12 protein-coding genes are annotated in these 12203 nt (G+C 65.0%); 10 read left to right on the top strand and 2 right to left on the bottom strand.

Annotation, left to right across the window (positions count from 1 at the left end):
* Positions 1-2 precede the first annotated feature (2 nt).
* Complete coding sequence (locus ACFSUD_RS03120) at positions 3-461, top strand: hypothetical protein (protein ID WP_386371379.1); 459 nt, start codon at positions 3-5, stop codon at positions 459-461.
* Positions 462-527: 66 nt separating this feature from the next.
* On the opposite strand, the gene ACFSUD_RS03115 is transcribed toward ACFSUD_RS03120, so the two are convergent.
* On the bottom strand, positions 528-1121 hold the full coding sequence (locus tag ACFSUD_RS03115) for a lytic transglycosylase domain-containing protein (RefSeq protein WP_386371863.1): 594 nt from the start codon (positions 1119-1121) through the stop codon (positions 528-530).
* A gap of 369 nt (positions 1122-1490) precedes the next feature.
* Here ACFSUD_RS03115 and ACFSUD_RS03110 point away from each other — a divergent pair, with 369 nt between their 5' ends.
* The 3 genes from ACFSUD_RS03110 to ACFSUD_RS03100 all read left to right on the top strand — a co-directional run bounded on the left by ACFSUD_RS03110 (position 1491) and on the right by ACFSUD_RS03100 (position 5164).
* Positions 1491-2798: a hypothetical protein gene (locus ACFSUD_RS03110; protein WP_386371377.1), complete on the top strand. Its 1308-nt coding sequence runs from the start codon at positions 1491-1493 to the stop codon at positions 2796-2798.
* Positions 2799-2882: 84 nt separating this feature from the next.
* Positions 2883-4394 carry an Asp-tRNA(Asn)/Glu-tRNA(Gln) amidotransferase subunit GatB gene (gatB, locus tag ACFSUD_RS03105; RefSeq protein WP_386371861.1) on the top strand — a complete coding sequence of 504 codons (1512 nt, stop codon included), beginning with the start codon at positions 2883-2885 and terminating at the stop codon, positions 4392-4394.
* 380 nt (positions 4395-4774) lie between these two features.
* Positions 4775-5164 (top strand): DUF4177 domain-containing protein, encoded by a 390-nt coding sequence (locus ACFSUD_RS03100; RefSeq protein ID WP_386371375.1) that lies wholly within the window; start codon positions 4775-4777, stop codon positions 5162-5164.
* Positions 5165-5171: 7 nt separating this feature from the next.
* Here the strand turns inward: ACFSUD_RS03100 and ACFSUD_RS03095 are convergent, their stop codons facing one another.
* Positions 5172-5429, bottom strand: coding sequence for a BolA family protein (locus ACFSUD_RS03095; RefSeq protein ID WP_386371373.1), 258 nt, complete (start codon positions 5427-5429; stop codon positions 5172-5174).
* A 74-nt stretch (positions 5430-5503) separates the two neighbouring features.
* Between ACFSUD_RS03095 and ACFSUD_RS03090 the strand changes: the two genes are divergently transcribed.
* The 6 genes from ACFSUD_RS03090 (at position 5504) to ACFSUD_RS03065 (ending at position 12201) form a co-directional block, all read left to right on the top strand.
* Positions 5504-6130 (top strand): J domain-containing protein, encoded by a 627-nt coding sequence (locus tag ACFSUD_RS03090; protein ID WP_386371371.1) that lies wholly within the window; start codon positions 5504-5506, stop codon positions 6128-6130.
* A gap of 289 nt (positions 6131-6419) precedes the next feature.
* On the top strand, positions 6420-7406 hold the full coding sequence (cobS, locus tag ACFSUD_RS03085) for a cobaltochelatase subunit CobS (RefSeq protein WP_386371369.1): 987 nt from the start codon (positions 6420-6422) through the stop codon (positions 7404-7406).
* Between the two features lie 7 nt (positions 7407-7413).
* Positions 7414-8121 (top strand): aspartate/glutamate racemase family protein, encoded by a 708-nt coding sequence (locus ACFSUD_RS03080; RefSeq protein ID WP_386371367.1) that lies wholly within the window; start codon positions 7414-7416, stop codon positions 8119-8121.
* The gene (gene cobT, locus ACFSUD_RS03075; RefSeq protein WP_386371365.1) at positions 8118-9992 is read left to right on the top strand and encodes a cobaltochelatase subunit CobT; all 1875 of its coding nucleotides are present in this window, start codon (positions 8118-8120) and stop codon (positions 9990-9992) included. The genes ACFSUD_RS03080 and cobT overlap by 4 nt, the downstream gene beginning before the upstream one ends.
* A gap of 42 nt (positions 9993-10034) precedes the next feature.
* Positions 10035-11843, top strand: a complete 1809-nt coding sequence (locus tag ACFSUD_RS03070; protein ID WP_386371363.1) for an aminopeptidase P family protein — start codon at positions 10035-10037, stop codon at positions 11841-11843.
* Positions 11844-11856: 13 nt separating this feature from the next.
* Positions 11857-12201: a DUF427 domain-containing protein gene (locus ACFSUD_RS03065; protein ID WP_386371361.1), complete on the top strand. Its 345-nt coding sequence runs from the start codon at positions 11857-11859 to the stop codon at positions 12199-12201.
* The last annotated feature ends 2 nt before the right edge of the window (positions 12202-12203 follow it).

Here is a 12203-nt window from a genome sequence, read left to right as displayed (position 1 = left end):
ACATGGCGCCGACAGGGGCAGCCGGGTCCGGCGACGGTTATCACTACCGCCGCCGAGCCCGTTCCCCGCGCACGGCGGCGGCGGTCGCGCTGCTCTGGCTGGCGCTCTTCGCGGCCTGGCTCTGGCTCGATGCCGCCCTCCCGGTTCTGGGCTTCCTCGCGCTCTTCAGCCTGCCCGCCCTCTGGGATCTGTGGCGAAACCCGGCGAGCGGCCTGAGCCTTGCGGAGAATGCCCTGTCCTGGCACAGCGCAAACCGCCGCGCGACGCTGCCCCTTGCGAAAATCGACCATATCCGCTTCGACACCGCGCTCGATCTCTCCGCGCGCGTCACGGCGGTTCTGCGTTCGGGCCGCAAGATCCGCCTGCCCTACGAGGCGACCCCGCCGCATCGCGCATTCGAAGCAGCTCTGCAGGCGCGCGCGATCCCGACCGAGCGTCACCATTTCACGCTGTTTCAATGATCCGGGCTTCTTCGGGTTGAAAATACCCTCGCCGAAGGCATGGATCTCTTGTCCCCCCGCCGCGGTTCAGGGCCGGGCCCGCGGTCGTGTCGCATCGAGTGGCTTGCAATAGCTCTGCCGTTTCAGCCAATTGGCCATATCCACCCGCTTGCGCGGGTTGCGCAGCGGTCCCCAATCCGCGGCCACGCCCCGCCAGCCGGGCGCATAGATCACCCCGTCCCGCGGCACCGTCACCGCCATGATCCGCAGCGCACAGCTCAGGTTCGCCGCGCCGTTCTGCAGCGCCGCGCCGGAACCGACGTTGCATTTGTAGCCGCGCGCCGTGCCCGGCAAGATCTGCAACAGGCCGAACCACTTGCCACCCCCGCCAACCGCCCGCGCCTTGTAGGTGCTTTCATGCTTGGCCAATGCCGAGAGAAAACCGACCCAGAAGGCACGACGCTGCGTATCCCCGGCCGTGGCATAGGCCGGGCACCAGAAATCGATGTCCTCCGGCACCAGTTCGACCAGCGGCCTGCCATGCGACTTCAGCGCCGACAGCGCGGTGCGGGTCCAGACCGCATGGCCCGGCTTGTGTTGCCAGCGCGTGCGCGGCAGGCTGGCCGGACGCGCTTCGGGCCGCAGTGCGGCGAGCTGCATCTTCGCTGCCCCCTCGGCCATCGGCGCCTCGATCTCCAGGGCCACTTTCGTCAGCGGCAGTGATGCCCTCTTGGCCGCCGCTTCCTCTGCGGATACGGAGAATGAGGGAAGGACCAGCAGAGCGGAGAGAAGAAGATATTTCATGGCATGGATAATGCTCGCGGCAAAGCGAAACTGGCAAGTCCCTTCAGCCCCTCGCAGCCATCTAGAAAAATTGATGAATATCAATTGGTTGCCTAGTATCAACAAGAACCTGAGCGGGTTTCCGCAGAGCCGCGCCGAACACCGGCGAAACGCTTTCTCTCCGCACTGCCGCCATCTTCCCGCCGCAAACGGCGCCTAGTTTGCAGACAATTCGAGATATCTCCCAGCCCCCGCAGGACGACCCGCATGAACATGCTGAACCACCGGATCAAGACTCCACTGCGCCATCTGCGGGGCTGGTTCGCCGGTAATCCTAGCGCGCCGTCGGCAACGCTGCCGGTCGCGCCTCTCGCGACACCGTCCCTGCGCCGCATTTCCGCGCAGGGCCGACCGGCCCCGGCACGCGACCTGCTGCAGATCGCCTGTCCCGACCCGACGGCGGAGGATCAACTGCGTGACCGTCATCAGTCCCGCGCCCGGCATCTGGTGCGTCAGGAACGCTGGCATGACCTTTCGGCGCTCATCCGCGAGGCCGACCGGACCCGCAGGCTGACCCCGGGCGCCCTCGCGGTGGCCGACCTCATGGCCTATGGTGCCCGCGCGGATGTGGTGCTGGCGGCCGAACATGCGCTGCTCGCCGGCAGTCCGGAGCCCGGCGCGCCGCTGCAGGCCGGGATCGAGGCGCTCGAACATGTGCTGAGCGAGCATCGCGACGATTACGTGGTGACCTGTATCGTCGCGCAGAGTCATATGGACGTCGCCTGGGCCTGGCGCGGCACCGGCTGGGATGTCGAGGTCCCGATCAGCAATCGCGAGGCCTTCGAGGCGCATTTCGATCGCGCGGCGCAGATCATGCAAGCCCCCTGCGTAAGCGACCTGCAAACCCCGCTGATCGCGACGACCGCCTGCGCCCTGCTCGGCGGCACCGACGCTGGGCGGCGCGGGGTGGCGGACCGCTACGGGGCGCTGATCGATCTCAACCCGGCCAATCCGCGTCCGATGCGTGCCATGGGCAACCATCTGCTGCCGCGTTGGCATGGCAGCTATGAAGAGCTCGATTGCGCGGCCCGCCGTACCGCTGCGCGCTGCGCGCATGTCTGGGGCGCGGGCGGCTATACCTGGGTGCAGTTCGACGCGATCTCCCGGGACGATCGGGCTTGCGCCAATCTCGATCTCGCATTCTTCATCGAAGGGCTGCGCGACATCCTCAAGCGCCGCCCCGATCCCTATACCGCCAATCTGCTCGCCGCCTATTGCGGCAATGCCATCGGACAGTCCTTTTCCGGCGATGACCGCGCCGATCATGTGCGGAGCCAGATCGCGGAATGCACCGGCTGGATCGTGCGCGATCACCTGACCGAGCTGCATCCGATGATCTGGGCCCATGCGGCGCGCGGTTTCGACAGCAACCTGCGGATCCATTCGCCGAACCGTTTCGCCGCCGCGGGCCGGGAGGATGCGCTGCGCATCATCACCGCGCTGTTCAAACGCGAGATCGCCGCGGGCCAGCGCATCGTCTTCACAGGGTCGGGGGCCACCGCGCTGGCCGCCTGACCAAGCGGCACGGCATGCCTCTTGCAGCATCCCCATGGCTGACTTATGACCGCAGGCGATCTCATCCTGCACACGAGGAACATCATGCTCGACCTGACCTACGACACGCCCAAAGCCCGCACCATCGCCGGGGCCAAAGACGATTGGGAACTGGTCATCGGCATGGAGGTCCACGCGCAGGTACAGTCAAAGGCCAAGCTGTTCTCCTCGGCCTCCACGAAATTCGGTGCCGAGCCGAATTCGAACGTGGCTTTTGTGGATGCGGCGATGCCGGGCATGTTGCCGGTGATCAACGAATTCTGCGTCGAACAGGCGGTGCGCACCGGGCTCGGGCTAAAGGCGCAGATCAACCTGAAGTCGGCCTTTGACCGGAAGAACTATTTTTACCCGGATCTGCCGCAGGGCTATCAGATCTCCCAGCTCTACCATCCGATCGTCGGTGAGGGCGAGGTGCTGGTCGAGATGGGTGACGGCACCGCGCGGCTGGTGCGGGTCGAGCGGATCCATATCGAGCAGGATGCGGGCAAGTCGATCCATGACATGGACCCGAACATGTCCTTCGTCGATCTCAACCGCACCGGCGTGGCGCTGATGGAGATCGTCTCGCGCCCCGACATCCGCGGCCCGGAAGAGGCGGCGGCCTATCTGTCCAAACTGCGCCAGATCCTGCGCTATCTCGGCACCTGTGACGGCAACATGCAGTCGGGCTCGATGCGCGCCGATGTGAACGTCTCGATCTGCCGCCCCGGCCAATACGAGAAGTATCAGGAAACCCAGGATTTCTCGCATCTCGGCACCCGCTGCGAGATCAAGAACATGAACTCGATGCGCTTCATCCAGCAGGCCATCGAGGTCGAGGCCCGCCGCCAGATCGCCATTGTCGAGGCCGGGGGCGAGGTGGTGCAGGAGACGAGGCTCTTTGATCCCGACAAGCAGGAAACCCGGTCGATGCGCTCCAAGGAAGAGGCGCATGATTACCGCTACTTCCCCGATCCCGACCTGCTGCCGCTGGAGATCGAACAGGCCTGGGTCGATGACATCGCCGCCAACCTGCCGGAATTGCCCGACGCCAAGAAGGCCCGGTTCATCGCCGATTTCGGCCTCAGCGATTATGACGCCTCGGTGCTGACCGCCGATCTGGAATCGGCCGGCTATTTCGAGGCGGTGGCCCAGGGCCGTGACGGCAAGATGGCTGCCAACTGGGTGATCAACGAATTGTTCGGCCGCCTCAAGAAGGACGAGAAGACGATACAGGACAGCCCCGTCTCACCGGCACAGCTCGGCGGTATCATCGAACTGATCGGCAAGGGCGACATCTCCGGCAAGATCGCCAAGGATCTCTTCGAAATCGTCTATTCCGAGGGCGGCGACCCGGCCGTGATCGTGGAAGAACGCGGCATGAAACAGGTGACCGACACCAGCGCCATCGAAAAGGCCGTCGAAGAGATAATCGCCGCCAACCCCGCGCAGGTCGAGAAGGCCAAGCAGAACCCCAAGCTCGCGGGCTGGTTCGTCGGCCAGGTGATGAAGGCCACCGGCGGCAAGGCCAACCCGAAAGCGGTCAACGAAATCGTCGCCGCGAAGCTGGGCGGCTGAGGGGGTCGGCGTCACCTTTCTTGGGTGACGGCGCTACTCCCGCGAGATCCCGGGGCGGCCGCGATGCCCCCGTTTTACCGTCATCCCCGGGCTCGCCCGGGGATCTCCCCCGCTCCAGCGCAACGCCGACGATCCGCTCGCCTTGACGCTACGTTGGTTTATTTAGGGCGCAGCGCTTGCTCTTTGAGGTCCCCGGGGCGAGCCCGGGGATGACGGTTTTACACTCGCGACCTCCGCAATGCCCCTCGCGCACCAAAACGTCATCCCCGGGCCTGACCCGGGGATCTCCCACGTCGGCGCAGCATCGGCGTGCCCAGACCACCGTTCCCTTTCCCGCCTCTCCCGCCTAGAAGCAGGCGGCTCATATCGGAGGTAGCTCAATGGCGCGTTATGAATACAAGGTTGTTCCGGCACCGAACCGGGGCGTCAAGGGCAAGGGGATCAAGGGCGCTGAAGCGCGGTTTTCGCATGGGCTGGAGGAATTGATGAACAGCCTCGCCGCGGCGGGCTGGGAATATCAGCGGGCCGAGACACTGCCGAGCCTCGAGCGTGCCGGCCTGACCTCGACCAGCACCGAATGGCGCAATGTGCTGGTGTTCCGCCGCCCCTTCGAAGAGACGGCGACAGAACTGCTGCCCGCTCCGGCCCCGCAGGACAGGCACACGGATGGCACGGTTACCACGGCCGTGGAAACCGCAGATGCGGCGGATCCGGCAGGGCAGCCAGATGCGACGCCCGACAGTCAGGCGGCCTCCGCGCCCGGAACCTAGCGGCGGATCAGCTGTCGAGGTCCAGCGCCAGCGCGTGGATGCGGCCGATGAGATCTTCGCCGAGCGCGTCATGCACTGCCCGGTGGCGCGCCAGACGGCTCATGCCCTTGAACCGCTCCGAGCGGATACGCACATTGAAATGGCTCTCGCCACCGTCCCGATATCCGGCATGACCGCGATGGCTCTCGCTGTCATCGACGACCTGCAACTCACGCGGCGCGAACACCGTCTCGAGCCGCTCCGATATCTCCTGTGTTACCGACATTTTTTTGTCTCCGCCCCTTCAATCCTGCAACCCTTCGTCTAAACTGACCGGCCTGAGTCGGAAAGGTCCTACATATGCCCAAAGCTGATCCCTTCGGATTCGACATGTCCGTGTCATCCGCGAAAAAGAAGAACCCCCGCGGACGACGCAGCCAGTCCGGTGCCTCGGAAACCTCCACACGGGTCTGCGACCACGAGGGCTGCGACGCGCCCGGCAAGTTCCGCGCGCCCAAGGCTCCGGATGTGCTCGACGATTATTTCTGGTTCTGCCAGCAGCATGTGCGTGAGTACAACCTAAAGTGGAATTTCTTCGACGGCACCACCGAGGCGGAGCTCAATGCGCAGATGACCAAGGACAAGGTCTGGGAACGCACCACCAAGCCGCTCGGCGATCCCGAGGCGCGGGCCTGGGCCCGGCTCGGCATCGAGGATCCGCATCAGGTGCTTGGCGCCAATGCCACGCAGAACCCCGGTCGCGGCGCGCAGACCGGCCGCCGCCTGCCTCCCACCGAGCGCCGCGCGCTGGAGATTCTCGAGGCCAAGGACAGCTGGACCAAGCCCGAGGTGCGCAAGGTCTATAAATCGCTGATCAAGGTGCTGCATCCGGACATGAACGGCGGCGACCGCAGCCAGGAAGAGCAATTGCAGCTTGTGGTCTGGGCCTGGGACCAGATCAAGGGCAGCCGCAATTTCAAGGATTGAGAGCGCCGCGGCGGCCGCCGTTGGTCGCGCGGGGCGCGATTTGGGCAAAGGTCGGAATGAGGGGGCTGTTTGCCCCCTCAAACTCCCCCAAAGGTATTTCGGGTCAAGAGAAGCGGGGGCGGGGCAGATAGTGACGCGCTGGCCCGCCGCTCCTGCACTGGACAGAAACGGGCTGTCGATTGGTCCAGATCGCTTTCTGCCTTCCCCTTGCCGCGGCAAGATATATGTTGCACCACGAGCGGAACGCCCTCCGGCGACGGGAGGGCATGAATAGCATAGGAACAATCGCATGGCTGACGGCGCACTGGAACTCAACACCAAACCCACCAACGAGATCTCGGTCCGTGACGTCTTCGGCATCGATACGGACATGATCGTCAAGGGTTTTGACGATCGCACCAGTCGGGTGCCGGACATCGATCACACCTACAAGTTCGACCCCGATACCACGCTGGCGATCCTTGCCGGGTTCACCCATAACCGGCGGGTCATGGTCCAGGGCTATCACGGCACCGGCAAATCCACCCATATCGAACAGGTGGCGGCGCGGCTGAACTGGCCGACGGTGCGGGTCAATCTCGACAGCCATATTTCGAGGATCGACCTGATCGGCAAGGACGCGATCAAGCTGCGCGACGGCAAGCAGGTCACCGAATTTCATGAAGGCATCCTGCCCTGGGCATTGCGCAATCCCACCGCGATCGTCTTTGATGAATATGACGCGGGCCGCGCCGATGTGATGTTCGTGATCCAGCGGGTGCTGGAGCATGACGGCAAGCTGACGTTGATGGATCAGAACGAGATCATCACGCCGCATCCCTATTTCCGCCTGTTCGCCACGGCCAACACCGTCGGTCTTGGCGATACCACCGGGCTCTATCACGGCACCCAGCAGATCAACCAGGCGCAGATGGACCGTTGGTCGCTGGTGGCGACATTGAACTATCTCAGCATCGATGCCGAGACCGCGATCGTGCTGTCCAAGAACCCGCATTACAACACCGCCGAGGGGCGCAAGAAGATCAAGCAGATGGTGACGGTCGCCGACCTCACCCGCACCGCCTTCATGAATGGCGAATTGTCCACGGTGATGTCGCCGCGTACGGTGATCGCCTGGGCGCAGAATGCCGAGATCTTCCGCAACATCGGATATGCGTTCCGCCTGTCCTTCCTCAACAAATGCGATGAGCTGGAGCGCCAGACCGTGGCGGAATTCTATCAGCGGCTGTTTGACGAGGAATTGCCCGAAAGCGCCGCCAGCGTCAGCCTCGGTTGAGGCGGCCATGCATGTTGGACTGATCGGAGGCATCGGACCGGCGGCAACGATCGTCTATTATCAGCGGCTCTGCGGGCTCATGCGGGCCCGCAACGCGCGGCTGGAACTGACCATTGTGCAGGCCGATGTCGGCGATCTGATCCGCAACAACCTGGCCGATGAGCGCACCGCGCAGGCGGCGATCTATGGCGGGCTGATCGCGCGGCTCAAGGCGGCCGGGGCGGAATGCGCGGCGATCACGTCGCTGGGCGGGCATTTCTGTTTTGCGGAGACCGAGGCCCTGTCCCCGCTGCCGCTGGTCAGTGCCGTGGCGCCGCTTGATGCGGAGTTTGCCCGGCGCGGGCTGCGCCGGGTCGGGTTGCTTGGTACCGAGGTGGTGATGCGCACGCGGCTTTACGGGCAGCTTGAGCAGACCGAAGCGGTGGCGCCGGAGGGTGATCTTGCGGCGCTCGGCAAGCGCTATCAGGATATCGCAGTGAGCGGTGCCTGCAGTGAGGCGGAGCGCGAGATCTTCTTTGCGGCGGGCCGGGACATGGTGACGCGGCAACAGGCCGATGCGGTCATTCTGGCCGGTACCGACCTCAACCTCGCCTTTGACGGGCGCGACCCGGGCTATGAGGTGATCGACGCGCTGGACGTGCATGTGGCGCTTCTGGCTGATATTGCATGCGGCAAGGTCGCATTATCCGATGTGACAGGAGGGAGATCCACGTGAGCAAACCCAGCGACAATCCCGCCGACGCGTTCAAGAAGGCGCTCGCCGAGGCTTCCAAGGTCATGGCCAAGGACCCGGAGCTCAACGTCAGCTATACGGTCGATCCTTCCGGCCTGTCGGGAGATTCAATGCGTCTGCCGCAGGTCAGCCGCCGGATGACCCGTGACGAGGTGATGCTGGCGCGCGGCACCGCCGATGCGCTGGCGCTGAACCGGCGTTATCACAATGGCCAGACCCATGCCCGCTATGCGCCGCAGGGCGAAATGGCCCGTGATCTCTATGAGGCCATGGAAACCGCCCGCTGCGAGGCGATGGGCGCGCGTGACATGCCCGGCACCGCCGGCAATATCGATGCCAAGATTCGCCACGAGGCGCTGCGCAAAGGCTACGATCAGGTCAAACAGGCCAGTGACGTGCCCTTGGCGGTAGCGGCGGGTTATCTGGTGCGGCATCTGGCCACCGGACGCCAGCTCCCGGCGGGGGCGCAGAACGTCATGGAGTTGTGGCGCGGTTTCATCGAGGATCAGGCCGGCGGCACGCTGGAAGGGCTTGATGACAGCCTGGCCGATCAGGCGGCCTTTGCCCGTTTCGCGCGCCAGATCATCTCCGATCTCGGCTATGGCGACCAGCTCGGCGACGATCCGGATCAGGCCGACGAGAACCAGCTGGACGAGGCCGAGGAAGGCGCCGAAGAGGAACAGGAGCCCGACAGCAGCGGCCAGGACGATCAGGACGACGAAGAGGACGCTTCTCCGGAACAGAGCCAGGAAGAGCAGCAGGATGCTGCCGAGGCGCAGGTTTCGATGGATGACATGGCCGATCAGGAGCTTGGCGAAGAGGCCGAGATGCCGGAGGGCGACGCGCCGATGGAGCCGCCCGCCCCGCCGCCGGTGTCGGACGCCGACCCGGATTATCTGGTTTACCTCAGCGATCATGACGAGGTGATTGGTGCCGAGGAACTGGCAGAGCCGGTCGAGCTCGAGCGGCTGCGGGCCTATCTCGACCAGCAGCTCGAGCCGCTCAAGGGCGCGGTCGGGCGACTGGCCAACAAGCTGCAGCGCCGGTTGCAGGCGCAGCAGAACCGGTCCTGGGAATTCGACCTCGAAGAGGGCATGCTCGATGCCGGGCGGCTGGCGCGGGTGGTGGCGAATCCGACGACGCCGCTCAGCTTCAAGATCGAGAAGGATACCGAGTTCCGCGATACGGTGGTGACACTCTTGCTGGACAATTCCGGCTCGATGCGCGGCCGCCCGATCTCAATCGCGGCGATCTGTGCCGATGTGCTGGCGCGCACGCTGGAGCGCTGCAACGTCAAGGTGGAGATCCTCGGCTTCACCACCCGTGCCTGGAAGGGCGGGCAGGCGCGCGAGGCCTGGCTGGCGGAGGGTCGCCCGGTGCAGCCGGGACGGCTCAACGATCTGCGCCACATCATCTATAAATCAGCGGATGCACCCTGGCGGCGGACACGGGACAATCTCGGGCTGATGATGAAGGAAGGTCTGCTGAAGGAGAATATCGACGGCGAGGCGCTGGAATGGGCGCATCGCCGGATGATGGCGCGGCACGAGGCGCGCAAGATCCTGATGGTGATTTCCGATGGCGCGCCGGTCGATGATTCCACGCTGTCGGTGAACCCGGCGAATTATCTCGAGAAACATCTGCGCGATGTGATCGCCATGGTCGAGAAGCGCCGTGCCGTGGAGCTGCTGGCAATCGGCATCGGCCATGATGTGACGCGCTATTATGACCGCGCGGTGACGATCACCGATGTGGATCAGCTCGCGGGGGCGATGACCGAGCAGCTGGCGGCGTTGTTTGACAATGACCCGCGCGCACGCGCGCGCGTCATGGGCATGCGGCGCGTCGGATGAGGCGGCAGGATTTGAGTATTTCTGGCATAAAGAAGTGTGGCGATGTTCCAGTCATTTGAGGTCACGGCGCGGCCGGAACAGGGGCCGCCGCGATTGCAGGCGCTGCGCGCAGAGTTGCGGGCCGAGGGGCTCGATGCCTTCCTGGTGCCGCGTGCCGATGCGCATCAGGGGGAATACGTGGCGCCGCGCGATGCGCGGCTGGCCTGGCTGACCGGGTTCACCGGCTCGGCCGGATTCTGCGCGGTATTGCCAGAGGTCGCCGGGGTCTTCGTTGACGGGCGCTATCGCACGCAGGTCAAGGCGCAGGTGGCCGGTGAATTCACCCCGGTGCCCTGGCCCGAGGTACAACTTGCCGATTGGCTGCGCGATCAACTGCCCGGGGGCGGCGTGGTGGGATTCGATCCTTGGCTGCACAGTGCCGGGCAGATCGAGCAGCTCGAGCAGAATCTGGCGGGAACCGGTTTGCGCCTGCGCGCCTCGGCCAATCTGGTGGACCGGATCTGGGAGGATCAGCCGGAGGCACCGATGCAGCCGGTCCGCGCGCATCCGCTGAAATTCGCCGGGGAGAGCCATGACAGCAAGCGTGCGCGGCTCGGCGAGGCACTGCACGCGGCGCGGGAATCGGCAGCGCTGATTACCCTGCCGGCTTCACTTTGTTGGCTGTTGAACATCCGCGGCGCCGATATCGCGCGCAATCCAGTGGCGCATGGATTCGCGGTGCTGCGGGCCTCGGGTATTGTCGAATTGTTCATGGCCGCTGCCAAGCTGTCGGGGCTTGAGGAGCATCTGGGCCCGGAGGTGCGGCGGCATGATCCTGCGGACCTGCCGGACTTCCTGCGTGGGCTCGAAGGGCCGGTGCGGCTTGAGAAGGCCAGCGTGCCGCTGATCCTTGCAGAAGCGGTGGGCGAGCGCGCGGTCTGGGGCGTCGATCCCTGCGGCCTGCCCAAGGCGCGCAAGAACCCGGCCGAGATCGCGGGGTCCGCGGAGGCGCATCTGCGCGACGGCGCGGCGCTCGTCGAGGTGCTGGCCTGGCTCGATGCCCAGGCGCCCGGGACGCTCAGCGAAACCCAGGTGGTGCGACGGCTCGAGGAGAGCCGCCGCCGCGATCCGGCGCTGCGGGACATCAGCTTCGACACGATCGCCGGGACCGGGCCCAATGGCGCGATCATGCATTACCGTGTCACCGAGGAGAGCGACAGCATACTCGGGGACGGGCATCTGCTGGTGCTCGATTCCGGCGGCCAGTATCTCGACGGGACGACCGACATCACCCGCACCATCGCCATCGGCGCGCCGGAAAGGGAGGCCCGCGCCGCCTTTACCCGGGTGCTTTCGGGGATGATCGCCATGAGCCGACTGCGCTGGCCCGTCGGGCTGGCGGGGCGCGATATCGAGGCTGTGGGGCGGTTGCCCCTGTGGATGGCCGGGCAGGATTTCGATCATGGGCTCGGCCATGGCGTCGGCGCCTATCTGAGCGTGCATGAAGGGCCGCAACGGCTCAGCAAGACCAGCCATGTGGCGCTGGAACCGGGCATGATCCTCAGCAACGAGCCGGGCTATTACCGCGAGGGGGCCTTCGGCATCCGTATCGAGAACCTGCTGGTCGTGGAGCAGGCTCCGGCGCTGCCCGGGGGGGATGATCACCGGGCGATGCTCTGCTGGCGGACCCTGAGCTACGCGCCGATCGACCGTCGGCTGATCCTGCCCGAGGCGCTCGACCCCGCGGCGCTGGACTGGCTGAACCGCTATCATGCGCAGGTGGCCGAAAAAATCGGTCCCCGGCTATCGTCCCGCGCGAAAACATGGTTGGATGCGGCAACGGCAGAAATTGCCATCAAGGAAACAGGCTAAAAGGGGGGAATACATGGCTGACCATATCACGATTCGCGAGGCAGAGGGCACCTGGACCGTGCGTGCCGGAGGCGCCGTGATCGGCGAGAGCCGTCAGGCGCTGGAACTGCGCGAAGGTGATCAGGCGCCGGTGATCTATTTTCCGCGCGAGGACATTGCCATGGCCTTCCTCGATACCTCAGAGAAGACCAGCCATTGCCCCTACAAGGGGGATGCGCGCTATTATTCCGTGGTCACCAAGAGCCGGACGCTCGAGGATGCGGTCTTGTCCTACGAGTCGCCGAAGGAAGAGGTCGGTGCGATCAGGGGCTATCTCGCCTTCAATCCGATCGAAGAGATCACCATCGAGCGGATCTGACG

The sequence above is a fragment of the Sulfitobacter aestuarii genome, from assembly GCF_042685005.1.
Lineage (GTDB): Bacteria > Pseudomonadota > Alphaproteobacteria > Rhodobacterales > Rhodobacteraceae > Sulfitobacter > Sulfitobacter aestuarii.
Note: the sequence above shows the minus strand (reverse complement) of the source record. Positions and strands in the feature narration are given on the sequence as shown.